The organism is Streptomyces sp. NPDC089799, assembly GCF_040684755.1.
Classification (GTDB): domain Bacteria; phylum Actinomycetota; class Actinomycetes; order Streptomycetales; family Streptomycetaceae; genus Streptomyces.
This window is the reverse complement of the sequence record NZ_JBFBGR010000009.1, coordinates 232,063-256,063: the sequence shown is the minus strand read 5'-3', so window position 1 is coordinate 256,063 and position 24,001 is coordinate 232,063. Positions and strand designations below refer to the sequence as shown.

Sequence of the window (24,001 nt, the reverse complement as noted above, 5' to 3'; positions counted from 1 at the left end):
GGACAACTCCCCCGCCCGGGGGACGCAGACTCCCCTTCCGCCACGTACCTTGAACCAAAGGGGTACGGAGGAGGGGGAGTTGCATGGCCGACCTGCGCTTGGGACCGCTGCTGCGGCACGTCGACTGGGACACCGGCCGCTCGGCGACCGTGTGGGTCGAGACCAGCCGCCCGTGCACGGCCGAGGTCCGCTGCTCCGACGGCGCACACGGCCGGGTCCGGACCTTCGCGATAGCCGGACACCACTACGCGGTGGTCCCGGTGACCGGCCTCACCCCCGGTACCACCACCGCCTACGAGGTGCTGCTCGACGGCGTGCGGGTCTGGCCGCTCCCCGACAGCCCCTTCCCGCCGAGCACCATCGGCACCCCGGCCGTTGCCGCCGGGCCCGGCCGGCCCTCCCCCGGGCTGCGGATCACCTTCGGCTCCTGCCGGCAGGCCGCCCCGCCCGCCGACTCCCACGGGCGGCACGGCCCGGACGCCCTGGACACCCTGGCCGCGCGGCTGGCCGCCGACCCGGAGGCGGAACGGCCCGACCTCCTGCTGCTCCTCGGCGACCAGGTGTACGCGGACGCGCTCTCCCGCGAGACGCTGCGCTGGCTCCGGGCCCGCAGGGACCTGAAGGACCCGCCGGGGAGACAGGTCGCGGACTACGAGGAGTACACCCGGCTCTACTACGAGTCCTGGCTGGACCCGGAGATCCGCTGGCTGCTGTCCACGGTGCCCAGCCTGCAGATCTTCGACGACCACGACGTCATCGACGACTGGAACACCAGCGCCGCGTGGGTGGCGGAGATGCGGGCCACCTCGTGGTGGCGGGAACGGGTGCTCAGCGGCCTGATGTCGTACTGGGTGTACCAGCACCTGGGGAACCTCTCCCCGGCAGAGCTGGCGGCCGACGCACTGTACGCGGCCGTCCGGGACACCCCGGACGGCACGGAGGCCCTGCGGGCCTTCGCGTGCGCGGCGGACGCCGATCCGGCCTCGGCGCGCTGGAGCTACCGCCGGGACTTCGGGCGCACCCGGCTGCTGATGGTCGACACCCGCGCCGCCCGGGTGCTGGCCGAGGACCGGCGGGCCATGCTCGACCCGGCGGAGCAGCAGTGGCTGCGGGACAACGCGCTGGACGGGCACGGGGGTTACGACCACCTGCTGGTGGGCTCCTCGCTGCCGTGGCTGCTGCCCCCGCTGATCCATGACGCGGAGGCGTGGAACGCCGCCCTGTGCCGCGGCGAGCGGGGGCCGCGCTGGGCACGGATCGGCGAGGACCTCAGACGGCGCAGCGACCTGGAGCACTGGGCCGCGTTCCCCGCCTCCTTCACCGCGCTCAGCGACCTGATCGAGGAGGTGGGGACGGGCCCGCGGGCCCCGGCGACGGTGGCGGTCCTCTCGGGAGACGTCCACCACGCCTATGTGGCCGAACCCCGGATACCGACGACGGCCCGGGTGTTCCAGCTGACCTGTTCCCCCGTCCACAACTCGATCCACTTCGCGGTGCGGCTCGGGTTCCGGCTGGGCTGGTCGCGGGCCGGACGCCGGCTGGGCCGGATGTTCGCCAAGCACGGACGCACCGGGCGGCCGCCGTTGACCTGGCGGCGGTCCGGAGGCCCCTGGTTCGGCAACCAGTTGATGACCCTGGCGCTGTCCGGGCGGACGGCACGGCTGCGGCTGGACCAGGCCCGGCGTACGCGCACGGGTGCCAAGGGCGCGCGCCTGGTGACCGTCCTCGAAAGGGACCTGACAGAGTTGCCGTGACCCGTTCCGGGCCCGTTCGCCCAGTCCCCGCAAGGGCCGCCGGGGTTCGGGCGAACACGTTCACCGACCCGGCCGGATACCTTCCGTCAACCCCGCGTACGCTGTATGGCTGTCAGCCCAGCCGCCCCTGCCGCCCCAGCGACGTCGCGGCGCTTCCATGCCGAGGCACGCCAACCGGACTGGGGAGTCCTGTTTTGTTCGAGACTGTGGGGTCGCTGACCACGAGCCCCTGGATCTACGCCCTCGTGGCCCTTTCCGTCATCCTCGACGTCTTCGTGCCGGTGCTGCCGAGCGGCGTCCTGGTGATCACGGCGGCTGCCGCGGCAGCCGCGGCGGGAGCGGCCGGCTCGTCCGAACCGGTGCCGGAACAGGTGCCCGACATCATGGCGCTGCTGGTCATCGCGACCACCGCCTCGGTCCTCGGCGACCTGGCCGCGTACCGGCTGGCCCGGCGCGGCGGCCCCCGCCTGGACCGCGCCATCGCCCGTTCACGCCGGCTGACCCGGGCCCACGAACGCCTGGGCACGGCCCTGGCCCGCGGCGGGGGCGCCCTGGTGGTCATCGCCCGATTCGCCCCCGCGGGCCGCTCGGTGGTCTCGCTGGGCGCAGGCAGGATGCAGCGCAAGGCAAAGGAGTTCCTGCCCTGGTCGGCCCTGGCCGGCATGGCCTGGGCGGGCTACAGCGTGGCCCTGGGCTACTTCGGCACCCAGTGGCTGGGCACCACGTGGCTCGGCACGGCGGTCTCCCTGATCGCCCTCTTCGCCGCCGGCGCCCTGGCCGCGTACCTCATCCGCCGCCCCGCCCCTACAGCGACGCCGTAGCTCCCGGGGCCGGGGCCCACAACGCCCCTCCCCCACCCGGCTCAACCGCTCACCCGTTCACCCGGCCCCGATCGCCGCCCCACCCCGCCACTCCTAGCGTCGAGACACGGTGCGCAACCGACCCCGCGTCACATCCGTGCCCTGACCGCGCCGTGCTTCCCGGAGCCGAGGAGTACCACGATGACCGCCACGCACACGCCCGCCGGCCACACCGCCACAGCCAAGGCACGCGCCACGACCAGGGCACGCGCCACGGCCGGGGCACACACCACGGCCAGAGCCACGGCGGCAGCCCTCGGCGCGGCGGCCCTCCTCACCCTCGCCGCCCCCACGACCGCCTCGGCCGCCCCCACCGCGAGCATGTCCTCGACCACCGTCTCCCCCGGCGGCCGCATCGGCCTCAACCTCCAGGGCTGCGGTACCCGCACCGGCCGCGTGACCTCGACCGCCTTCGGTGAACTCTGGCTCACCCCCGGCAACCTCGAATCCACCACCCTCATCGGCACGGCCCAGGCCTACCGGGACGCCCGTTCCGGAGCCCATTCGGTCGTGTTCGAGTGCGGTGGCGCGGGCGGCCAGCGGGTGACCCTCACCCTCCAGGTCACCCCCGGAGCCGCTCGCGGCGGCACGGGCGGCAGCATCGGCGGGATCAGCCCCGCGGAGATCGCGATCGGCGGCTCGCTCGCAGCGGGCGCACTCGGCGCCGGCGTCTGGTTCCTCCGCCGCCGTACGCTCACGAACTGACCACTGCACTCCCCCTGACCTGCAGCCCGTCCAGCAGCACCCGAGTCGCCTCGGCCACCGCCTCCACGGCTGCGTCGAACACCTCCTGGTTGTGCGCGGCAGGCCGGTGGAAGCCGGACACCTTCCGCACGTACTGCAGCGCGGCGGCCCGGATCTCCTCCTCGGTGGCCTTCTCGGGGAGGGCGGGCGGGCGCAGGGTCTTGATGCTCCGGCACATACCACCACTATGCCTCCGGCAGCGCCGCCCCCGACAACTTCATGATCAGCCCGGCCTGCAGCCGCGCCCGCAGCGCCGGGTCCGCCACCTCGCCCAGCAGCTGCACGGCCTGCTGCGTGGTCTCGGCGGTCCGCCGGTCGTCCCGCAGCGCGGCGGTCTGCTCGGCCATGTGCCGCAACGCGAGATCGGCCCGCCGGTGGAACAGCTGCCCGATCAGGGTCACCACCACGCCCACCGAACTGGTCACGATGCCGGCGTACAGCTCTCCGGTGCTCTCCGCCTTCCACACGGCCAGCGCGACCCCGAGCAGCAGGATCCCGGCGCCGAACGCGGCGAAGACCTGACTCACCACGAAGCTGCTGCGCGCCTGCGTCAGCCCGTACGCGTAGTACTCGACCAGCAACGGCGTGAAATCGTCCCGCCGGTCACCGAGCAGCGCCCGACCCCCCGCCGAAGAATCGGCGTACTTCCCGCCCCCGGGAGGCACCCGAGGCTCCGGCACGGTCACGCTCGCGCTCGCGCCCCGCAGCTGCTCCAGCAACCGCTCCCGCTCCCGCTCCCTCCTCCGCTCGAACCCCCGCCCCCACAACCCCAGCCACTCCGCCATCCCCTCGGCCATCCACCGACCATCCCACGCCCCCACCCGCCGGGGAAGTGGAGGACCGGAAGGGCGACGGACGGTTGAGCAGTCAAGCACAACAAGTAGCCCATAAATGGACATACCCGCACCCTCTCGATACCGTCGAGCTGTAGATGCCAGAGCCCCGGCAGCCGCAGGCAGGCAGCCAGTTGGGCCTCGGACGCCGGAATACACCGGGCCCGAAACGGCATTCCCGCGCCACCCCGTGCGCAGCACCACCGCCCGCGCGAACGAGCAGGGCGTGCATTCCCACCCCCACCGCCACAGCGGCACGCACAGGCGCGGACACGGGCGAGTCGAGTGGAGACCGAAATGCGGGATTTCAGAAGCAGGACGAAGAGGCTCGGCACCGCCGTGCTCATGACCTCGCTGGCTCTCGCCGTTCCCGCGGCAGTGACCGGCACGGCGAACGCCAACCCGAACTCGGCGCGGGTCAAGGTCTCGGGGACCGCCAGCTGCGAGCGCTTCGAGGACGCGACGGTCACCCAGGTGACCATCACCCCCGAAGGCAAGCAGGCCAAGGCCGTCCAACTCTCCAGCGACGACCCGAAGGAGTCGTACTCGCTGGCCTTCACAGAGGTTCCCTCGGGCAAGGGCCTGCCGTCCAAGGCCAAGGTCCAGTGCCAGGACAGCGACGGCGACCCCCTCACCTACACCGTGAAGTTCAACCTCACCCGTCCCGCAACCTCCTCGGAAACCCAGACCCTCAACCTCAAATAGCCGTCAGTCCGGCCACAACCGACGCCTGACCGACCCCAGTTGCAGCTGAGGGACCACTACAACGGAACCATCACCGCGTACGTGGACCGGTTGCCGGGGCGGCACTCCCCATTCGCTTCCGTTGGAGTGCGCGAAAAATGTCCGGCTGCGGACAAGGCCCCCGATCCGCTCCCGCCGATGCCGCAAACCGACGCAGAAGACCCCCCGCCATGACTGGCGAGGGGTCTTCTTGCCGGTGGGCGCGGACGGTTTCGAACCGCCGACATCTGCTTTGTAAGTTCGTCCAACCTGGCACGTGGCCACGCGAGCGCCCACCACTGCCTACGGAGCGTGGGCTCCCAGGGTGTGTACCGATCCGCTCACGTCTGCTGTCGTTGCCGTCAGAGATTGCCGTCAAGCACACCGCGACCGTACACACGGCTCTGGGCGCGCAGGGGGCCCAGGAAGCCTTCTGTGGGCTACACGATGTCCGGGGGTACTCAAGCGCCGCGCGCGAGCGGGAGTTGCTCCCTATAGAGCCAGGTGAAAGTCCGATCTGGTTCGAGCCGGGCCTCTCCCCAGTGAATGACGTGGATGCCGCTTTCCGCGTCGGCAGTGAAGAAGAGACACACAAGCTTCGTCGTGGCCCCCAGCTCCTCGAAGGCTTCGTGCAGTCCCAGGTACTCCTGGGTGGTCAAGTCGTCGGCGAGGTCAAATAGCCCTTCCGGCGACTGTGGCCCATGCGCACGGAACAGCCGGCGACGCGTAGGGGACGTGTTGGCGGGCAACCGGGCGCGATCAATGGGCCTTGGCTTGTCTGCGTACCTGAAAGGAAACAGCGCGTGATCATTGATCACCGCGTACTCGTACCCACGCACGTCCCGAACCGACTCATGGAGGTCCCGCGCCATGTCCGCCAGGTTCTCGCGAACTGCCTCGGCCAGGGTGACGCCGTAGGGGCTTCGCTTCTTCAACTCCGCTGTGAGGTGTGTGGCGTGCGCCTTGGAGTGAGCCCTGGCCAGTTGCGTCGGCACGGTGGCAACGAGCTTGTCGGCCTGCCTTCCGAACCGCTTGATCGCCCAGGCCGACGAACCCTCCGAATCGCTATCGAACACGGGCATCCAGTGTCCCCCTCCCAGATCGGCCCACTTCACACCTGTGTGACACGTACCTGCCGTGTAAGCAAGGGAGCAATCAGGCCATGCGCTGCGCGTGACGCCTTCCGCTGGAGCCAGCTGCGGTCCGCTCGGACACCTTCATCTCTCCGGTAGGCGCTGCCGCAGGCCCGGCCTTCTCGTCAGGGTGCCGGGCGCTCAGCTCCAGGCATCGATACAGTCGCGCCAGAGCGTGGCAGCGCGGTTGTCAGTGGTGGCGACTACGTTCGCACCTACGAGGGGGACTACATGACCAGCAATCCATACCGCCGTGTAACGAGCTTGAAGTACTGGCTGATTGCCGCGTCCGGCTTGGGCGTCGGTCTCATATTCCTCTATGTCTCTGGAATAAGCTGGTTTGACCAACATAAGGGGGCGGCGGCATTCCTTAACCAGCTCGGTGGTCTCATCGGCGCGTCCGTTGCCCTTGCTGTTCTGTGGGAACTCGTCGGCAGGCGATCCTTCTTCCAAGAGATGCTAGAGGTTCTCCATGTGAAGAATGATGTGGATTCTGCAGGGCTAGCCGCGATTGGTACAGATTACTCCAGAGTGATCGATTGGGAGCATCGCCTGGACAGTGCTAAGCGGTTGGATATTTTTGCCGCGTGGGCGACTACGTGGCGAAACACACATCAGACTCGTCTTACTCGCATTGCAAATCGCCCTGACGCGAAGATCCGAGTTTGCCTGCCCGACCCCGCTGACCAGGACTGTGTTCGAAGCCTCGCCACTCGCTTCAACATGACGGAAGATCGCGTCAGGAGCAAGCTTAACGAGGCGATCGATGGGTATAAGAGCCTTGATGGCCCCACCGCCTCTGGCCGCATCGAGATCTATCTGTCGCCTGTGTTTCGAGCTTTTACGGCGTACCGGGTTGACGACACTTTCGTCGTTAGCCTTTACCACCACAAGGACAATCGCAGCGGCACGGTCCCCAGTTTCAGTTGCCATCGAGGCGGGTCGCTCTACGAATTTTTTGAAGAAGACCTCGAAGGGGTTCTGAATGTCAGCACCAAACTCTATCCGTGACGTGGAGGTTGGTGACCGGGTCCGCATCGTCTCCGGTGATCTGCCTGAAGCCTTGTATTCGGAGGTCGCATCCGTTCGGCGGGTCGCGTGGGACATCGAAACCAACGGTCTCAACCCGCTAGATGCGCAGATCGGAACCTGCCAGCTGTCGGCACCTGAAGTAGGGGCGATTGTTGTCGTTGATTTGGCGGGTAAGCGGCCAGTCAACCTTTCGCGACTTCTCTCCGATCACGACGTAGAGAAGGTTTTCCATCACGCGCCGTTCGATGTCTCCTTTATGACCCACTGGTGGGGGGTGAGTGCCCAGAAGGTCTTCTGTACGAAGATTGCCGCCAAGCTGCTAAACCCGCACGGTCCGGCTCGGGAACACTCCCTTGAACACTTGATGCAGGCTTATTTTAAGCTGCAGCTAGACAAGAGCGTGCGGATGACGGACTGGTTGGCGGAGCACCTCAGCTCCCGTCAAATCGACTATGCGGTGATGGACGTCCTGAAATTGCTCGATCTCCACGAGCTGCAGCTTTCCCAGCTAGAGACGCAACGGCTTATGGGTCTCTATGAGCGCTGCTGTGCTTTTCTGCCTAGTCACGTGGAGCTGAGGCTGCATGGCGTGTCGGATCCTTTCAAGTATTGAGGCCACGGGAGCCTCGCCGACGCGGCTAAGGCCGCTAGCTGTCGCCTGCTTTGCTGTCATCTCGTCTGCCTTCGACCCACACGGAGTGATATCGGGGCAGGCTTCTGGGGCCCAGGTGGAGCGCCCTGCTGGACGAACGACCTGGGCCCCAGAAGCCTGGTCTGCTATCGACGGCAGGGCGGGATGACAGATCCCCACCCCGAACCACGAACGGCGAGCAGCCGCACGACCGGCCCCGGTCGTCCCGGAGCCTGAGCGCCCCCGCCGGAGGCATCAGTTCTGACAGTCAGCCGACAGATCAGCCGGGTTCACCCCATCAAGCCCTCAGCCCAATGGCGCGCGGCCGGCGGTCCGGGCTGGAGTGGGGCGGAGAGCAGGAGCGCAGGCCCGGGGCGACAGGCACGCAACGCCGCCTTGGGCGGCGGAAGCGCCCTTGACCGGGTGGGGGAATTCCCTTCCGGAATCAGCTAGTACGCGGCGACGAGCCTGCTAGTGAAACCTTGCCGACACAGGCGCTCATAGGCGGCAAGCACATCAGGCGGCACTGACGTGGGCACCATGAAGCCCTGAGCCGGATAGAGCTGAAGGCGCTGTAGAGCACCGACCAGCATGTCGATGACCAACTTCGGGTTCTCGATCGAATCGACGTACTCGCGGAAGGCCATCGGTGTGGACGCACTGACGATTTCCACCTCCGGCCACAGCTTCCGGGCGGTGGCGTAGGCCCTGCGCTCCTCATAGGGCTTGCTCACCAGCAGCAGCGACTCGACCTGGCGGCCGGATTCTTCGAGCAGCGCCCGGCTGAACCGGATGTTCTCGCCGGTGTTTCGGGCATTGGGCTCGACGAGCACGTCCTCGGGCGGGACCCCCAACTCCAACGCCCGTTCCCGGTAGTGCACAGCCTCCCCGCGGGGCATTCGAGCACGAGTCGTCGGGCTGGTGGCGCCCGTGAACACAATCAGGGGCGCCATACCCCGCCGATAGAGCTCGACGGTCGTATCGGCCACGCCGAGGTCGTGGCTACCAAGCCCGACGGCCACTGAGCAGGGGCGCACGGCGTGGTGCATCTGGTGGAAGTCCCAAATGAGTGCCGCGTCCGACCACGCCTGTGCGGTTATCACGCCTACTCCTGGTGACTCGCCGAATCGGGGACCTTGAACTCATACTCCCAGGCGAACCGAGACGCAGCGTGCACGCCGATCGCGAACTCGACCACCGTGCCGTCGGCCGTCCAGGTGGTGCGGTGCAGCTCGACGACTGGTTCCCCTGCCGGCAGCTTAAGGAGCTTCACCTCGTCCGCGGTCGGCACCCGGGCGAAGATCTCTTCCTTCATGTGGTCGATCTCGTAACCAGCGTCGTACAGCACACGGAAGCCGCCGCCGCGGCCGGCCGGACCAGGAGTCGGATCCACGATCCGGGTGCCCTCGACATGCTCGGGCCGGTAGTAGCTGGTCAGCATGTGTGTGGGCTGCTCGCCTTCCTTCACCAGTCGGGCCCGAGCGTAGACCGGAGCCCCAACGGGGATCCCGTGCGCCGCCGCGACCGGCCCTGTCGCTTCAACGCGGCTGACGGTCTGCGTCTGCTCGTTCCGGTTATACGCGCGGCCGGATGCCACCCTGTCTGCGATGAAGGCAACTTCATCGCCGTCGCGCCACTTCGCCTTGTCGTAGCGGGCAACGCCGAGTCGTTTCAGCGGGGTCTGGGCTCGCACGATCGTTCCGACGCCACGCGATGACGTGACGAGCCCCTCCGCTTCCAATGCCTTGTAAGCGGCGTGGACGGTCGCCTTTGCCCCCTCCCCGGCTTCCACCAGGTCGCGGATCTGAGGCAGGCGCTGCCCCGGGGTGTAGTCGCCGTTCCTGATCTGCTCCGCAAGCCTGTCGGCCAGCTCGCGCCACTTCGGTGCCACCAAGAGCTCCTCTCGACATGGCCAGTTTCGCACAGTCCTAGGACATTGACAGTCCTAGGACTGGGCTGTCATGGTCTAACCAGACGGAACGCAGTCCTAGGACAGCGAACTGACTCCCTTGGGGGGCCTTCTTTGGCCTGCCCGAGCGCACGGCAAGGGGCCCGGGACAGAGCGGGCCGAGGGGCACCGGACAGTCGCATCCCGCGAGGGGGCGATCCCTTGGCAGTCCGGATGGCAGGTCTCTGCCTACCAACGGGAGCGTCTCGCTCCCGGAAAGAGACCACTACGCACGTTCAACCCCACCGCTTGGCCCTCGGCCGGCGGCCGGTTGCCTTCCCCGCCCGTCTCGTACGGGCGGGGTCGAGGGGAGCCGGGGTTCTTCCTGCTTCACAACGACGTGCGCCCCCGGTGCTGGAACACCGGGGGCGCTGTTCGGGCCCGTTCCTGTGTGAGAGGAGCAAGACCCAATGAAGACCATCGTTGCTGTTCAGGCGGTTGTTACCGCCGCCCCGTTCGACCGTGAGCCGACGGATGCGGAGCTGGACGCGATCGAGCTGGAGATGCCGGTCATCTCGGCGGAGGTCGACGAGCTCGACGTACGGATCGCCCTGCTCGACCGGGTGCCGACCGAGCTGGACGAACGGCGCCTGCGCCGGGCGCGCCGGCGAGTGCTGGCCGAGCGCCGGACCTTGGCGGACAAGCTCGCGGCTCACTCGCGTCCGAGGGATGCGGCGTGAGCGCCCCGCCGTTCGGTGGGCTCGGGACGCCGGTAGCCCTCGGCCGCGGTGGTGCGGGGGCTGGGCGGTGAGCGGCAAGGCGCGTGTCGCGCTGGTGGCCGCGCTGGTGGGTGTGGTCGGGATGGCGTTCCGGGTGTCGTGGAACGCGTTGAAGGATGTGGCCAAGACGATCGGGGCGGATGAGACCGCCGCGACCTTGTACCCGTTCGTGGTCGACGGGCTGATGGCCCTGGCTCTGGTTGCCGCGCTGGTCCTGACCGGACCCGATCGGCGGTTCGCGTTGCGGGTGCTGGCTGCGTACACGGCCGCGTCGCTGGTGCTGAACTACGTGCACGGACTGCACGGCCGATCGGCCGGTGAGTGGAGTCGGCTGGCGGAGTTCGGTCCGGTGAACTGGGCGCTGGTGCTGCTGGCCGCGTCGCTGCCGGTCGGGTCGATCTACTTCGGATCGGATCTGGTCGGCAAGGTCCTCCACCACCGACCGCACACCGATCCGATTGCGGAGGAATCGGTACAGGAATCCGCAAAGCAATCCATTCCTGACCAGCCTGAGCCTCCCGTACCGCCCGCCCTTCCGGCCCTGTCCTCGGCGGCGGATCTGGTCGAGTCGGGCGACCTGCTGATCGGCGCGGACGGACAGCCGGTGGCGGTGCTGGCGGCCGATCGGCCGCGCCCGCGTCGGGCGACCGGTCGGCTCCCTCAGGCAGCCCGATCGACCCGACCGACGCGCACTCAAGACGAACTACTCGCCGAGGCAAGGACTCTGACGGAGTCGTGGTCGGCGAAGGAACTGACGGCCGATCGGCTCCGGCAGGCCCTGCGCACCTCGCCGGCGAACGGCCGGATGCTCCGCGACACCCTGCGGGCCGAACGGACGGAAGCGGCGGACGCGTCGGCGGTGGTGCTGTGAGCGGGCTGCGGATCGGTTCGCTGTGCACCGGCTACGGCGGTCTGGACATGGCCGTCCAAGCCGTCTTCGGCGGGTCGCTGGCGTGGGTCGCGGACAACGACCCGGGCGCGTCCCGCATCCTCGCCCACCGCTTCCCCCAGGTGCCGAACCTGGGGGATCTGACGGCGGTGGACTGGCACCGGGTGGAGCCGGTGGACGTGTTGTGCGGGGGCTACCCGTGTCAGCCGTTCAGCTCCGCCGGCAAACGCAAGGGAGTCGCCGATGAGCGGCACATCTGGCCCCACATCGCCCGTGCCCTTGGCGTTCTACGACCCCGGTACGCGGTCTTTGAGAACGTCGCAGGGCACCTTTCTCTCGGATTCGACACCGTCCTCGCTGACCTTGCCGCCCTCGGGTTCGATGCGGAATGGTGCTCTCTTCGCGCGTCCGACATCGGCGCCGCGCACCAGCGTAAACGGCTCTTCCTCCTCGCCCGGCCTGCCGACACCGCGGGCCCGCGACTGGCGTGGGCGGGGCTTCGAGGACGGGCTGCCGAACGTGGTCTCGCTCCTGCCGACGCCCTCGACCTCGGAGGCGACCGGGACCGGGCGCGCGGCGCAGGGCGGGATGAACCTGCGGCACGCCATCTCGCTGCTGCCCACGCCGGTGGTGGGCGACTCCAAGGGAGCCCGGCAGGCGACGGCACCCAACCCACGCAGCAGTTCGCCCACGCTGTCGGATCTGTCGTACGCGAAGCTGTTGCCGACGCCGCGGGCGACGGACGGCAGCAAAGGCGGCCCGAACCAGCGCGGGTCCAAGGGGGACCTGACGCTCCCCTCGGCGGCGGCCCGGATTGGGGCCCCTACACCGCGGTCATCGCCCGGTGGGAGTCGGTCCTCGGACGTCCATGTCCCAGGCCAACTGACGCTCTGGGACGACTGAACCCGCCGCTGGTCGAGTGGCTGATGGGTCTGCCCGCCGGCCACGTCACCGACGTCCCCGGCCTGTCCCGTACGGCCAAGCTCAAAGCCCTCGGCAACGGCGTTGTCCCCCAGCAGGCCGTAGCCGCCCTCCGCCTGCTGCTCGACGCCGCCGACAGCTGCGACGCAGTGACGGCCGCCTGAAACCCCTGACAAGGGAGACACCATGAACCATCTGCCCGAGCCTGTCCGTTCGGCCTCAGTGGTCCGCCTGCCGGATGGTACCCACGTCTATGCCGACCAGCTGCCCGCCGCGTACTCCGGCCCGCAGGTCGTGCACCAGCACATCCACCAGGCGCCCCCGGACCGGATCGTCCAGCGGCTCGCCCTGGGGTCCGGTATCGGCGCGGGCACGGTCGCGGCCGGGGTCTACTTCGGCCCGCTGCTGGTCGGCGTGCTGACCGCGATCGCCGCGAACATCGCGTTCCTGGCGTTCCTGGCGCTGATGCTCGGCTGGGGCGTCCACACGGTTGTGAAGTCCATCGGCAGCCCCGAGGGGGCGCAGGCCGCGAAGAACCTGCGGTCCGCCCGTCGCGGCCGGCGCTGACCGGTTGCCCGATCCACCCGCCATTGGGCGGGTGGTGAGGGGAGCTGGGACAGCCCCGGCCCGGAAGGGACATGTCATGGCCCGTAACGACGGCATCGACGGATACGACGAGCTGCGGTTCTCCGACTTCACCACCGGCGAGAAGCTCGCGATCGGCTGGAACATCGCCCGGATGGCCAAGCGCGGTATCGCCAGCGAGACCGTCCACCTCGGCGACCTCAAGCGCAAGGTCGAGCGGATCGAGAAGGCGGCTCTCAAGCGCAAGGAGAAGGCGGCGGAGACCCGCCGCAACGGCAAGTAGCTGCGCCCCCGGGGCGGCCCGATTCCTTGGCCGGGACGGCCGCCTCGGGGCCCCTGCCCGCTCATCACGAGACAGGACACCCCAGCATGACCGATCAGCCCAACCCCAGCAGCCATCTGCGGGCAGTGCCCGACCTGGACGCCGAGCCGATCGTGCCGAAGATGGTCGACAACCCCAGCCTGCCTGACCCGAAGGTCACGGTGGAGAAGCGCCGGCCGGTCCTGGCCGGATGGCTGACCAACCGGCGGGACTTCACCGCCACCGCCCGCCACGCGGGCGGCAACCTCGGCTACGCCGCCCTGTACCACGGGGTTCGGATCCCGGTGTACACCGCGCGTCTGGGGGCCCGGTCCCCGCGCGGGGCCTGCCGGTTCGTCGTCTCCACCAACCGGTGGGTGTGGGACCGCGAGGCGGCCCCGCTGCGGTCGTTCGCCGTCCGTAGCGAGGACGTGGAGGAGTACATGCGTCTGGCGCGGCTGCGCGCCGGGCGGGTCAAGCTCCGCGGGCTGGTGACCCTGGTCGCCGCCGTCTTCGGCCTGTCCTTCGCGCTGTGGCTGTACGTCCTGGCCCCCGCCTACCTGTACGCGTTCGCCGCTGGCGGGGTCCTGCTGCTGGGGCTGGGCGGTCAGCAGCCCGACGAGAAGGTCATCGGCCCGGCGGTGCTCAAGACCGAGGTGCAGAAGCTGACCGGGTCGATCGTGCTGCGCGGCCTGGACAGCATCGGCAATCAGAAGATCTCCGCCGCCATCAAGAAGGGCGGGGACATGAACGGCCTGCGCTTCACCTCCGAGATCGTGCGTGACGGGCCCGGCTACCGGGCCGATCTCGACCTTCCGTACGGCGTGACGCCGGAGGACATCATGGAGGCCCGCAAGCCCCTGGCCTCCGGCCTGCGCCGCAAGGTCGGCTGCGTGTGGCCCTCCCCGGACCCCTCGGAGCATGAGGGACGGCTGGTGCTGTGGGTCGGGGACAAGCCGATGAACGAGACCACCAAACCGGCTTGGCCGCTGGCCAAGACGGGCACGGTGGACCTGTTCAAGCCCGTGGTGTTCGGCAACGACCAGCGCATGCGCGACGTGGCCGTGACCCTGATGTTCGCCTCCGTCGTCGTCGGCTCGATCCCCCGCATGGGCAAGACCTTCCTGATGCGGCTGCTCCTGCTGATCGGCGCGCTCGACCCGCGGTCGGAGATCCACGCGTTCGACTTCAAGGGCACCGGCGACTTCTCCGCCCTGGAACCGGTCTGCCACCGCTACCGGGCCGGCGAGGAAGACGAGGACATCGAGTACGTCGTGCAGTCCCTGCGCGAACTCCAGGACGAACTCCGCCGCAGGGCCAAGGTCATCAAGTCCCTGCCCCGTACTCGCTGCCCGGAGTCCAAGGTCACCCCCGACCTCGCCTCCGACAAGGCCCTGGGCCTGCACCCGGTGCTGGTCGGTCTGGACGAGTGCCAGGTGCCGTTCGAGCACGAGAAGTACGGCGCGGAGATCGAGTCGATCTGCACCGACATCACCAAGCGCGGCCCGGCCCTGGGCATGATCGGCCTGTTCGGCACCCAGCGCCCCGACGCCAAGTCCCTGCCCACCGGGATCTCCGCGAACGCGGTGCTGCGGTTCGCGCTGAAGGTCATGGGCCAGCCGGCCAACGACATGATCCTGGGCACGTCGATGTACAAGGCCGGGTACCGGGCCACGATGTTCTCCCGCTCCGACCGCGGCATCTGCTGGATGGCCGGTGAAGGAGACGACCCCAAGATCGTGGCCTCCGCGTTCGTCGACGCCGTCGCGGCCGAAGCCATCGTCGCCCGGGCCCGCAAGGCGCGGGAAGAGTACGGCAACGTCACCGGCCACGCCACCGGCGCCGGGCCGGAAGCCGGGACCGGGGTGGACATCCTCGCCGACGTGCTGAAGGTGATCCCGGCCTCCGAGAAGTCGGTGTGGTGCGAGCGGATCGCCGCCCGTCTCGCCGACCTCCGGCCGGAGACCTACACCGGCTGGAAGGGCGAGAACGTCACCGCTGCCCTGAAGCCCTGGGGCATCAAGACCGGACAGGTCTGGGGCCAGACCGACGACGGCAAGGGCGCCAACCGGCGCGGCATCGACCGCGCCGACATCACCGCCGCCATCACCCGCCGCGACGCCGACCGGGCCGCCTGAACACCGCCGGCACACCCGCTAGACCTAGCAGCCCGCACTGCTAGGTCTAGCACCCCCACTAGCGCCCCAGCATGCCGCTGACCTGGGCTTTAGCGCCTAGCAGGACCCGGCTCCGCGCCCCCGAAACCGCCCCTATGCCGGGAGAGGACCACCCGTGCTCATCGTTAGCGCCCTCGCCGCCCTGACCCTTGGCATCTACGCCGGGCTCTGCGCGGCCAGCCCCTTCGGCACCTGCCGCAAGTGCGACGGCATAGGCGCCCAGCTCCGCACCGACCACCACGGCCGGACCAAGGTCACCAAGCTGTGCCGCCGCTGCAAGGGCCAGGGCAAGCGCCTGCGCATCGGCTACCGCCTGCTCAACCACAGCCGCGACATCCACCGCGCCGGCAACCGCTGACCACCCCCGGAAGGACACCCCGAATGGTCATAACCGTCTCGCTCGTCGCGGTCTTCGGACTCGTCCTGTACTTCCTCCTGCGCTCCGGCAGCCTCAGCGCCGGCAGCGCCTTCACCGCCGCCGGATTCGGCTTCTTCCTCGCCTCCACCGGCGCCGCCGGACCCATCAACCAGATGGCCACCGCCATCGTCCAGGCCATCCCCAACCTCTGACCCACACCGACCAGACGGAGGTATCCAAATGGACCTCGACCCCGACGAGGTGGTGACCGTCGCACTGGACTGGGACGACCTCGAAGACCGCTACACCTGCCGAATCAGCCGACGTCAGCTGGGTGAACTCCTCCTGGTCCTGGACGACATGGCTGACCACGCCGAAGAAGCAGAGGAGAGCTGAAGCCATGTTCGAGATCCGCATCATCTGCGACCCCACCGACACCGGCCCGATCACATCTGCCCTGAGCCGGGCATTCACCACCGGCCCGGTCCGCCGCCTGCCCTCCCGTACGGCAGGCAAGGAACGCCTGTACATCACCGCCGACCACCGCACCGTGGACTCAACCATGTGGCCGACGCCGGAAGATGCCTACGCCAAGGCCCCCTCGGTCATCAGTGAGATCGGATGGACGGCCCGGCACGTCCGGCACGGCCTGGACTCCGCAGACCCCCGTGAGGCCCGTGTCTTCTGGCTCCGCAAAGCCGCCCTGCTCGACCGCATCGCCCTCGCCGACGGTCACCACGACACCGATGGCGACGCCCTGCATGCGGCCATCGAAGCGGCCCACCGCCTCCGGGTCTTCGACACCCACCACCCCGGTCTCCACCACGGCGACCCCGACGCCGACGACGCGTTCCTCAGCCCCCGCGGCTACCTCCGCCAGCAGTACGCCCACTGGGCCAACAACCAGTAGCTACGCCAAGGGCGGCCCCCTCTCACGCCAATGAAGCGGGGCCGCCCTTGTCTCCCAGCACTCTCAAGAACTGGAGACCCCCAGCATGACCCACACGACCGACTTCCCGCGAGGCCCGCGCCGCCTGGCCTTACCCGCTCACCTCCGCACCGCGCTTTGGCTCGCTAACATTGGCCTGCCTGTGCTGCCGCTGCGGAAGGGAAAGCTCCCCTACGGGAACTGCCCGGCCTGCACCCGCTCGGCCTGCGGCGACCGTCCCCAGATGAAGGCGGCTGGCCCCTGCCAGTGCCCCGCCCCCTGCCATGCCTGGGCCGCCGCCACGACCGACCGCGACGTTCTCACCTCGACCGCGTGGGCTGGTGCCTGGAAGCAGGCGCACGCCGTCGCCTACCACCCGGGCGGGGCCGGACTCACAGTCGTGGACCTCGACAACGCCGTCGCGGTCGCGTGGGCCCGCCAGAACCTGCCCGCAACCACGGTCGTTGCGACCACCCGGGGCGAGCACTGGGTCTACCGGGGCGCCATGCGCTCGGTGAACGGTGTCCGGGAGGGTGTCGACCTCAAGTCCACCATGGGCTACGTGCAGTGGCGCGGCCCTGGCGCCGGCTCCATGGCGCCGTTGCCGGACGCCGTTCGCGCGCTCGCGGTGAAGCACCCCACCGCGGCCCAGCCGACGCCCCGCGTGGTCACGGTGCCCGCGCCAGCCGGGGGCGGGGAGTGTCCCCACCGCTCGCCCGCCTACCTGGAGCGTGGCATCTCCATGGCCGAGCAGCGCATCAAAGAGGCACCCGACGCGATCCACAGGACCGTATACCGGATGTTCCTCGCCGTGCTGTCCGCCCATGGCCGGTGCGGATGCCTGAGCGAGGCGCACATCGCGCGGCTCTTCAGTGCCGCCCAGGGCAAGGGGGAATCACTGCGGCACTGCACGGATGCCTGGGACAACGCCCGTACGAGTTTGGGACTGTAGATGGCCGACGACGAGAAGACTCCGGCCCGCGAGATCATCACCGACTACGCCCAAGCGCACTTCCGGTACTTCCGCACCTCCGACGGGACCGTGTTCGCGCAGAAGAACGGCCACCCCGTGGCCCGGCCCATCCGCTCACAGGGCACCGCAGGCAGCCACCGCCAGGAACTCATGGTCGGCCTCTACAGGGACGGGCGCGGCGTGTTCAACGGGACCGCGCTCAAAGAGGCGCTCGACCTCATCGAAGCACTCGCGATGAGCCAGGAGGTGCAGCCCGTCCATATCCGGGTCGCGCCGGGATTCGACGGGGCGACGTGGCTAGACCTGGGCCGCACGGACGGGCAGTCCGTTCGCATCCACCCCACCGGTTGGGACATCGTCACCCCCCCGCCTGAAGAGGTGTGCTGGCGGCGGACCCAGCTCACCGGAGAGCTGCCCCTGCCGGCTAAGGACACCGACGGCAAGGGCCTGGACGTTCTGCTGCGGCTGTGCAACTTCGCCAACGCGGAAACCGAGTGTCTGGCCGTCGCGTGGTTGATCGGGTGCCTTGGGCCGTCCGTACCTGTCCCCGCCCCCTTCCTCACCGGCCCCCAGGGCGCGGGCAAGTCCACCGGAGGGCGGATGCTTGTCCGAATCATCGAGGGCATGAGCGCCGACCTGCGCCGGGCCCCGAAGGACGAGGAGAACCTGATCGCGGCCGTGGCTGCCGGGTGGGTCACGGCTTTGGACAACCTGTCCCATCTGGCCCCGGACCTGTCCGACCTCATGTGCTGCATCGTCACCGGGGCCGAGACCATCAAGCGGGCCCTCTACACCGACGGCGATGTCGTCCGCGCCCGCTACCGCCGGCCGCTGCTGCTGACCGGCATCGACGTGGGCGTCATCCGGCCCGACCTCGCCGAACGGCTTCTCCCGCTCCGCCTGGAGCGGCCCCGCGTGCGGCGGACCGAGGAAGAGCTGTGGGCGGAGTTCCAAGAGGCTCTGCCCGTCATCCTCGGCTCCCTCCTCGACCTCACCGTCAAGGTCCGGGCCGCGCAGGCCGACATTCCCACCGACCTGCGCATGGCCGACTTCGCCCACCTGTGCGCGCAGCTCGACGCAGCCACCGGCCTTGGAGCGCTGACCGCCTACCGGGCCACCCTCAACGACCTCAACGACGACGTCATCGAAGGGGACCTGCTGGCCCAGACCGTCCTCAAGCACGCCGCCGGCACCGACCCGGGAGAGGAAGTCCGGATGACCTCCGCCGAGTGGCTGCACGCCCTCACCCAGCTCTACACGGGCGAGGACTTCCGTCCCCTGCCCAAGGGGTGGCCCACCACCGGCAAGGTCCTCTCCGACCGCCTCAAACGGCTTCAGCCGACCCTCGCCGCGCGCGGTGTCCTCGTCGACTGGGGCCGCACCAACACCGCCCGCTACATCGAGATGACCCGCCCTGCCGCCCGGCCGCCGGACCCGTCGGATCCGATGTTCTAACCCCGCGCCGCCACGCCCGCGTCATGCACAGGCAAGAGGAGCACCCCGGCCCCGGGAGGGGCGTGCTCCTCTTGCTGTTCCGGCGGCTTGCCGCCGCTGCAGAGGACGTGCCGCTTTGCGGCTCCGTCTTCGCGTTCTATGGCGCACCGCACCACTACAAGGCACCCCCCTCTTTGTCCTAAGAGAAGGGACGCTGCGTCACCTGCGTCACCACAGGCCAACAAACAGCTTGTGACCTGTGGATACGCGGGTGACGCAGACGGCCCACAGCTGCGTCACCCCGCGTCACCCGCGTCACCGGCTTGCGTCACCCGGTGACCCGGTGACACAAGCCGGTGACACACGCGCCCAGCTCTGCGTCACCGAAAACCGCAGGTCAGCCAAGCGAATGACGCAGGTGACGCGGTGACGCAGAAATCCGAGCCTCGGACACACGCGGCGACGCCTGGAGAGGCCCCGAACCCTGCCCCGCGACGCATACAGCCAGCAGGACACCGTCAGCAACCACTGCCATGGGAGGCCGCAGTGAGCTCAGCCCTGCCTACTACCCACCAGGCCCTGACCGTCCCCGAGGTCATGGCCGCCCTGCGGCTCAGCCGCTTCACCGTCTACAACCTGATCCGCTCCCGCGCCCTGCCGAGCTTCACCGAGGGCCGTTCGCGCCGCATCCCCGCCGAGAGCGTGCGCGCTTACCTGGAAACCAAGTTGGAGGAAGCTGCCTGATGGCACGCAAGAGGAACCCGAACGGCGCCGGCAGCATCTGGCAGCGCACGGACGGCCGTTATGAGGCGCGGGTCTACGTGCCCCAGCCCGACGGAACGCGTAAGAGGAAGACCGTCTACGGCAAGACCTGGGAGGAGTGCGACACCAAGCGGCAGGAGTTGGTGCTGCGCGACCGGCAGGGGGTGCCCACGCCCACCCGGTCCGCGCGGCTCTCGGAGTGGCTCCCGTACTGGCTGGAGGAGTTCGTGAAGCCGGAGCGGAAGAAGACGACGTACGCGAAGTACGAGACGCACGTCAGGCGCTACCTGATCCCCAACATCGGCTCCAAGCGCTTGGAGAACCTCGCCGTCGCCGACGTGCGCCGCATGCTGACCACGGTGACCACGCAGGCGTCGGCCGCCACCGCGAAGGAGTCGCACCGGGTGCTCCGGAGCGCGCTCTCCGCCGCCTGCCGAGAGGAACTGATCAGCCGGAACGTCGTCCAGCTTGTGCCGGCGCCCCGCGTCCAGTCACGGGAGCTGAAGCCCTGGGACCTCGACCAAACGGTCGCCTTCCTGGAAGCGGCACGGCTGGACCCCCTGTACGCCGCATTCGTGCTCGCCGTGGCACTCGGCCTGCGTCGTGGGGAGGTCCTCGGGCTTAGCTGGACGGACATCGACCTCGACCGTCGGACCTTGACCGTCCGCAACCAGATCCAGCGGGTACAGAAGGAGCTGTACGCGGACAGCACCAAGAACCGGCGGACACGGGTGATCCCGATCCCGCTGATGTGCGTGGCACCGCTCCGCTGGCAGCGGCTTCGCCAGGCAGCGCAACGGGAGGCGGCCGACGCGGACTGGCAGGAGAGCGGCTACGTGTTCACCACGCGGTCCGGTCGGCCGATCGAGCCGCGGAACATCAGCCGGTCGTTCGAGCGGATCGCGGACGGCGCGGGCCTCCCGCGGGTCCGGCTGCACGACGCGCGGCACGGGTGCGCCACACTCCTGTTCGCCGCAGGGGTGCCCCCGCGGGTCGTCATGGAGATCCTGGGGCACTCGCAGATCGCCGTCACGATGAACATCTACACGCACGTGACGGAAGAGACCCGGCGCGAGGCCATCGGGCACATGGACCGGATGCTGCGGCGGCGGCGTCCGTAGGGCCAACTGCCGTCAAGAACTACCGTCAAAGGCCCCCAGCCATGATCGGCTGGGGGCCTTTGTACTGGTGGGCGCGGACGGTTTCGAACCGCCGACATCTGCTTTGTAAGAGCAGCGCTCTACCCCTGAGCTACGCACCCGCGGATGAGTGGACAGCCTACATGCAGGGCGTACCCCGGACGCAAACGCGTAGGGGTGGGAGAGAATGGAGCGAGGCAGGCGGGGCAGGGTGGACGCGTACGGGAGTGGGATTGTGACGACGGCATCCCGGCGGTGGTTCGGCGGGCGGGACGAGAGCCGGCGGGCGGACGCGCAGGCCGCGAAGGATGCCGCCGCGGCCGCGTTCTACGAGCTGGACACGGCACAGCGCGACCTGCGGATCTCGATCGAGACCATCGCCGCGGTGGACGGGAGTCCCGCCGGGCGGCAGGCCGTGGAGGGGTTCGGAGCGCTGGGGCGGCGGATCGACGAGGTCAGCCACACCTATATCGAGGCCGTGGACGCGCACGACCTGGACCGGGTCGATCTTGATGCCGGGACAGCAGGGCGGGCCAAGCAGCAGCTGGACCGGGCCCGGGACGAGCTGGTGCGGGTCAAGGGGGAGCTGGACCGGTTCGCCGAGGGGCTGCGGCCGCTGCTGGACCGGGCCGAGAGCCAGCTCGCGCAGGTGGCGCCGGCCCGGGAGCGGGCGCGGGCGGGCTTGCTGGCGGCGAGCGACGCGCTGGACGCCGTACGGGTGCAGGGCATGCGGGCCGACGATCTGGCGGCGCGGCTGGCGGCGCTCGGGCCGGAGCTGACCAAGCTGACGCAGGGGGCCGGGCAGCACGGCGTGCCGGAGACCCTGCAGCGGGCCGACCGGATCCTGCGGGAAGCCGAGGGCATCCGGGCCGAGGCCGAGCGGCTGCCGGAACGGGCCGCCGAGATGGACCGGCGGATGGTCAGCCTGCGGACGCGGGCGCAGGCGCTGCGGAACCGGGCGGAGCGGGTGGACCCCGTGCTGAGCGAGCTGCGCCGCCGGTTCTCGGCGGCCTGCTGGCAGGACCTGCAGCCGGTTCCGGAGCAGGCGGCACGGGACGTCGGGCAGGCGGAGGAGCGGCTGCGGGAGGCCGGCAAGGCGCGCGAGGAGCAGCGGTGGGCGGACGCCACCGCACTGTTCGGGACCGTACGGGCGCTGCTCGACGCGGTCGACGGGGCGGTGTCGGAGGCCCAGGACCGGCTGGAGCGGCTGGAGGCGGTCGCCCGGGACCCGGAGGTCGAGGTCTCGCGGACCCGGTTCGCGATCCGGGACGCGCAGCGGCTCGCCATGGACGGACGTACGGTGCCGGACCCGCGGCACGCCCGGCCGCTGGACGACGCGGTGGCGCGGCTGGACCGGGCGGTGGCGGGCCTGACCGGCCGGCACCCCGATTACTGGCAGTTCCTGAAGGAGCTGGAGGACGTACGGGGTCGGGTGGGGCGGGTGGTCGGCGACATCCGCGCCCAGCGGGGAATCGGCTGATCCCGTCCCCTGTCCCTCGCCCATCCCCTCCTGTCCCCCGTACCCGGTTGTCCCCGTGGCCCCGGCGGCGCAGGCTGGGGGTATGGCCAGTCACGCCGAAACCCATGCGCGGATGCCGGTTGCCAGTCACGTCGAGCCGCACCTGCGGATGCCGGTGACCGCACGGCTCGACGAGCACCTGCCGGTGGACCACAAGCTGAGCAAGGTCTACCGGGTCGGGGCGGGGCTGACCGGCCTCCTGCTGGTCGCCTTCGGGATCCTGGGCCTCACCGACAACATCGGGTTCTTCGACACCGGTGGGGACCGGGTGCTGGGGCTGAACACCAACGGTGCGCTCAGCGTGCTGTCGATCTGCGTGGGGCTGCTGCTGTTCACGGGGATGGTGATCGGCGGGAACTTCGCCTCCACCCTCAACATCGTGCTGGGGCTGCTGTTCATCGCCAGCGGGTTCGTGAACCTCGCCCTGCTGGATACGGAGCTCAATTTCCTGGCGTTCCACATCCAGAACGTGCTGTTCAGCTTCATCGTGGGCGTGATGCTCATGTGGTTCGGGATGTACGGGCGGGTGGGCAGTGCGCTGCCGCACGACAATCCGTACTGGCGCGCCCGGCACCCCGAGGAGGCCGCGCGGGAGGACCGGGCGCGGGCCCGGCTCCAGGCCCGGTCGAGCGGGCACGAGCAGTACCTGCGCAGGCAGCTCCCCCACGGCTCCTGAGCGTTTAGCATGCCTGCATGCCTCGCTACGAATACCGCTGCCGGACCTGCGACGACACCTTCGAGCTCAGCCGCCCGATGGCCGAGTCGGGTGATCCCGCCGACTGCCCCGCCGGGCACGCCGACACCGTGAAGCTGCTGTCCGCCGTCGCCGTCGGCGGCACCAGCGCCGCCCCCGCCCCGGCGGGCGGTGGCGGGGGCTGCTGTGGCGGCGGGGGCTGCTGCTAGCGCCCCGGTTCGACCCCCGCAGCCGGTTCTGCCCCCGCCCCCGGCCCCCTAGCGCTTGCGGGAGAGCGTCAGGCCGTCCGAGATGGCCAGCAGGACGCTCTCCATCCGCTCGTCCTGGCGGACGTGCTGGTTGAAGGCGCGCACGGCGGCCGGCGTGCCGGGCGCCGACTCGTCCACGACCTCGCCGTGGAAGAGGGTGTTGTCGGTGACGATCAGACCGCCCGGGCGCATCCGCGGGACGAGTTCCTCCCAGTAGTCGATCTGGCTCGTCTTGTCCGCGTCGATGTACGCCATGTCGACGTGCGGCTCCGCCGGGAGCGAGCGGAGGGTGTCCAGCGCCGGGGCGATCCGCAGGTCGATGCGGTCCGCGACGCCGGCCTCCGCCCAGGCCTCGCGCCCGTACGCCGTCCACTCCTCGGAGACGTCGCAGGCGATGATCTTGCCGTCGGCCGGCAGGGCCTGTGCCATGGAGAGGGCGGAGAAGCCGGTGAAGGTGCCCACCTCGACGACGAGGCGGGCACCGGTCAGCCCGACCAGGAACGCCAGCAGCGGCCCCTGCTCCTCCGCCGACTGCATGCCGGCGGCGTCCGGGAACTTCTCCCAGGTCTTCTCGATCAGCCCGTGCTGCACCGCGGTCAGCGGCGGGTTCTGCGCGAGCATGTAGGCGTACAACTCATCCGTGATTTTGGTGGTGTTGCCCTTGGTCATGATCACAGTTTCGCAGCATCCCGCCGC

General features: G+C 69.6%; 30 protein-coding genes, 1 tRNA gene and 1 pseudogene. 24 read left to right on the top strand and 8 right to left on the bottom strand.

The window, feature by feature from the left end:
• Positions 1-83 precede the first annotated feature (83 nt).
• The 3 genes from AB0O36_RS12895 (at position 84) to AB0O36_RS12885 (ending at position 3,319) form a co-directional block, all read left to right on the top strand.
• The gene (locus AB0O36_RS12895; protein WP_365108181.1) at positions 84-1,754 is read left to right on the top strand and encodes an alkaline phosphatase D family protein; all 1,671 of its coding nucleotides are present in this window, start codon (positions 84-86) and stop codon (positions 1,752-1,754) included.
• Positions 1,755-1,948: 194 nt separating this feature from the next.
• Complete coding sequence (locus AB0O36_RS12890) at positions 1,949-2,575, top strand: VTT domain-containing protein (protein WP_365108178.1); 627 nt, start codon at positions 1,949-1,951, stop codon at positions 2,573-2,575.
• Positions 2,576-2,755: 180 nt separating this feature from the next.
• On the top strand, positions 2,756-3,319 hold the full coding sequence (locus AB0O36_RS12885; protein ID WP_365108176.1) for a hypothetical protein: 564 nt from the start codon (positions 2,756-2,758) through the stop codon (positions 3,317-3,319).
• Here the strand turns inward: AB0O36_RS12885 and AB0O36_RS12880 are convergent.
• Both AB0O36_RS12880 and AB0O36_RS12875 read right to left on the bottom strand, forming a co-directional pair.
• The gene (locus AB0O36_RS12880; RefSeq protein WP_365108173.1) at positions 3,309-3,536 is read right to left on the bottom strand and encodes a DUF2277 domain-containing protein; all 228 of its coding nucleotides are present in this window, start codon (positions 3,534-3,536) and stop codon (positions 3,309-3,311) included. The two genes, AB0O36_RS12885 and AB0O36_RS12880, sit on opposite strands and share 11 nt — an antisense overlap.
• A gap of 7 nt (positions 3,537-3,543) precedes the next feature.
• Positions 3,544-4,155: a hypothetical protein gene (locus AB0O36_RS12875; RefSeq protein WP_365108170.1), complete on the bottom strand. Its 612-nt coding sequence runs from the start codon at positions 4,153-4,155 to the stop codon at positions 3,544-3,546.
• A 333-nt stretch (positions 4,156-4,488) separates the two neighbouring features.
• Here AB0O36_RS12875 and AB0O36_RS12870 point away from each other — a divergent pair, with 333 nt between their 5' ends.
• Positions 4,489-4,896 carry a hypothetical protein gene (locus AB0O36_RS12870; RefSeq protein ID WP_365108167.1) on the top strand — a complete coding sequence of 136 codons (408 nt, stop codon included), beginning with the start codon at positions 4,489-4,491 and terminating at the stop codon, positions 4,894-4,896.
• 479 nt (positions 4,897-5,375) lie between these two features.
• On the opposite strand, the gene AB0O36_RS12865 is transcribed toward AB0O36_RS12870, so the two are convergent.
• Positions 5,376-5,996 (bottom strand): hypothetical protein, encoded by a 621-nt coding sequence (locus AB0O36_RS12865; RefSeq protein ID WP_365108165.1) that lies wholly within the window; start codon positions 5,994-5,996, stop codon positions 5,376-5,378.
• 282 nt (positions 5,997-6,278) lie between these two features.
• Here AB0O36_RS12865 and AB0O36_RS12860 point away from each other — a divergent pair, with 282 nt between their 5' ends.
• A complete protein-coding gene (locus AB0O36_RS12860; protein ID WP_365108163.1) occupies positions 6,279-7,058 on the top strand; it encodes a hypothetical protein in 780 nt (259 codons plus the stop codon).
• Positions 7,033-7,692 (top strand): ribonuclease D, encoded by a 660-nt coding sequence (locus tag AB0O36_RS12855; RefSeq protein ID WP_365108160.1) that lies wholly within the window; start codon positions 7,033-7,035, stop codon positions 7,690-7,692. The genes AB0O36_RS12860 and AB0O36_RS12855 overlap by 26 nt, the downstream gene beginning before the upstream one ends.
• Positions 7,693-8,159: 467 nt before the next feature.
• On the opposite strand, the gene AB0O36_RS12850 is transcribed toward AB0O36_RS12855, so the two are convergent.
• Both AB0O36_RS12850 and AB0O36_RS12845 read right to left on the bottom strand, forming a co-directional pair.
• On the bottom strand, positions 8,160-8,813 hold the full coding sequence (locus AB0O36_RS12850; RefSeq protein WP_365108158.1) for a YdcF family protein: 654 nt from the start codon (positions 8,811-8,813) through the stop codon (positions 8,160-8,162).
• A 2-nt stretch (positions 8,814-8,815) separates the two neighbouring features.
• Positions 8,816-9,601, bottom strand: a complete 786-nt coding sequence (locus AB0O36_RS12845; RefSeq protein ID WP_365108155.1) for a GntR family transcriptional regulator — start codon at positions 9,599-9,601, stop codon at positions 8,816-8,818.
• Positions 9,602-10,068: 467 nt separating this feature from the next.
• On the opposite strand from AB0O36_RS12845, the gene AB0O36_RS12840 reads away from it, so the two are divergent.
• The 3 genes and pseudogenes from AB0O36_RS12840 to AB0O36_RS12830 form a co-directional block, all read left to right on the top strand.
• Positions 10,069-10,338 (top strand): DUF6284 family protein, encoded by a 270-nt coding sequence (locus AB0O36_RS12840; RefSeq protein WP_365108152.1) that lies wholly within the window; start codon positions 10,069-10,071, stop codon positions 10,336-10,338.
• A 67-nt stretch (positions 10,339-10,405) separates the two neighbouring features.
• Entirely contained in the window at positions 10,406-11,248 is an 843-nt protein-coding gene (locus tag AB0O36_RS12835; RefSeq protein ID WP_365108149.1) for a DUF2637 domain-containing protein, read from the top strand.
• Positions 11,249-11,295: 47 nt separating this feature from the next.
• A pseudogene (locus tag AB0O36_RS12830) lies at positions 11,296-11,661 on the top strand (DNA cytosine methyltransferase); the annotation flags it as partial.
• Here AB0O36_RS12830 and AB0O36_RS12825 read toward each other — a convergent pair.
• Complete coding sequence (locus AB0O36_RS12825) at positions 11,554-12,045, bottom strand: hypothetical protein (protein ID WP_365108324.1); 492 nt, start codon at positions 12,043-12,045, stop codon at positions 11,554-11,556. The pseudogene AB0O36_RS12830 and the gene AB0O36_RS12825 overlap by 108 nt on opposite strands.
• Before the next feature lie 147 nt (positions 12,046-12,192).
• On the opposite strand from AB0O36_RS12825, the gene AB0O36_RS12820 reads away from it, so the two are divergent.
• The 12 genes from AB0O36_RS12820 to AB0O36_RS12765 all read left to right on the top strand — a co-directional run bounded on the left by AB0O36_RS12820 (position 12,193) and on the right by AB0O36_RS12765 (position 20,826).
• Entirely contained in the window at positions 12,193-12,351 is a 159-nt protein-coding gene (locus AB0O36_RS12820) for a hypothetical protein (RefSeq protein WP_365108322.1), read from the top strand.
• A 22-nt stretch (positions 12,352-12,373) separates the two neighbouring features.
• Positions 12,374-12,754 carry a DUF6251 family protein gene (locus AB0O36_RS12815; RefSeq protein ID WP_365108146.1) on the top strand — a complete coding sequence of 127 codons (381 nt, stop codon included), beginning with the start codon at positions 12,374-12,376 and terminating at the stop codon, positions 12,752-12,754.
• Between the two features lie 76 nt (positions 12,755-12,830).
• On the top strand, positions 12,831-13,055 hold the full coding sequence (locus tag AB0O36_RS12810; protein WP_365108143.1) for a DUF6257 family protein: 225 nt from the start codon (positions 12,831-12,833) through the stop codon (positions 13,053-13,055).
• An 86-nt stretch (positions 13,056-13,141) separates the two neighbouring features.
• Positions 13,142-15,211 (top strand): cell division protein FtsK, encoded by a 2,070-nt coding sequence (locus AB0O36_RS12805; RefSeq protein ID WP_365108140.1) that lies wholly within the window; start codon positions 13,142-13,144, stop codon positions 15,209-15,211.
• A gap of 154 nt (positions 15,212-15,365) precedes the next feature.
• Positions 15,366-15,608, top strand: coding sequence for a hypothetical protein (locus AB0O36_RS12800; RefSeq protein ID WP_365108138.1), 243 nt, complete (start codon positions 15,366-15,368; stop codon positions 15,606-15,608).
• A gap of 23 nt (positions 15,609-15,631) precedes the next feature.
• Complete coding sequence (locus tag AB0O36_RS12795) at positions 15,632-15,820, top strand: hypothetical protein (protein ID WP_365108135.1); 189 nt, start codon at positions 15,632-15,634, stop codon at positions 15,818-15,820.
• Between the two features lie 28 nt (positions 15,821-15,848).
• Positions 15,849-16,004, top strand: a complete 156-nt coding sequence (locus AB0O36_RS12790; RefSeq protein ID WP_365108132.1) for a hypothetical protein — start codon at positions 15,849-15,851, stop codon at positions 16,002-16,004.
• 4 nt (positions 16,005-16,008) lie between these two features.
• On the top strand, positions 16,009-16,518 hold the full coding sequence (locus tag AB0O36_RS12785) for a hypothetical protein (RefSeq protein ID WP_365108129.1): 510 nt from the start codon (positions 16,009-16,011) through the stop codon (positions 16,516-16,518).
• 85 nt (positions 16,519-16,603) lie between these two features.
• On the top strand, positions 16,604-17,488 hold the full coding sequence (locus tag AB0O36_RS12780; protein ID WP_365108126.1) for a DNA primase: 885 nt from the start codon (positions 16,604-16,606) through the stop codon (positions 17,486-17,488).
• Positions 17,489-18,964 (top strand): ATP-binding protein, encoded by a 1,476-nt coding sequence (locus AB0O36_RS12775; RefSeq protein ID WP_365108123.1) that lies wholly within the window; start codon positions 17,489-17,491, stop codon positions 18,962-18,964. It begins immediately after the preceding gene.
• 525 nt (positions 18,965-19,489) lie between these two features.
• Positions 19,490-19,687 (top strand): helix-turn-helix domain-containing protein, encoded by a 198-nt coding sequence (locus AB0O36_RS12770; RefSeq protein ID WP_365108120.1) that lies wholly within the window; start codon positions 19,490-19,492, stop codon positions 19,685-19,687.
• On the top strand, positions 19,687-20,826 hold the full coding sequence (locus AB0O36_RS12765) for a site-specific integrase (protein WP_365108117.1): 1,140 nt from the start codon (positions 19,687-19,689) through the stop codon (positions 20,824-20,826). Before AB0O36_RS12770 ends, AB0O36_RS12765 begins: the two co-directional genes overlap by 1 nt.
• Positions 20,827-20,891: 65 nt before the next feature.
• Here the strand turns inward: AB0O36_RS12765 and AB0O36_RS12760 are convergent.
• Positions 20,892-20,966 (bottom strand) — tRNA-Val (locus AB0O36_RS12760).
• 65 nt (positions 20,967-21,031) lie between these two features.
• Between AB0O36_RS12760 and AB0O36_RS12755 the strand changes: the two genes are divergently transcribed.
• From AB0O36_RS12755 to AB0O36_RS12745, 3 genes are all read left to right on the top strand, one after another.
• Positions 21,032-22,324, top strand: a complete 1,293-nt coding sequence (locus tag AB0O36_RS12755) for a hypothetical protein (protein WP_365108115.1) — start codon at positions 21,032-21,034, stop codon at positions 22,322-22,324.
• Positions 22,325-22,436: 112 nt separating this feature from the next.
• Positions 22,437-23,039, top strand: a complete 603-nt coding sequence (locus AB0O36_RS12750) for a DUF4383 domain-containing protein (RefSeq protein WP_365108112.1) — start codon at positions 22,437-22,439, stop codon at positions 23,037-23,039.
• 17 nt (positions 23,040-23,056) lie between these two features.
• Complete coding sequence (locus tag AB0O36_RS12745) at positions 23,057-23,266, top strand: zinc ribbon domain-containing protein (protein ID WP_365108109.1); 210 nt, start codon at positions 23,057-23,059, stop codon at positions 23,264-23,266.
• 48 nt (positions 23,267-23,314) lie between these two features.
• Here AB0O36_RS12745 and AB0O36_RS12740 read toward each other — a convergent pair whose 3' ends face one another.
• A complete protein-coding gene (locus AB0O36_RS12740; protein ID WP_365108107.1) occupies positions 23,315-23,974 on the bottom strand; it encodes an O-methyltransferase in 660 nt (219 codons plus the stop codon).
• Positions 23,975-24,001 lie beyond the last annotated feature (27 nt).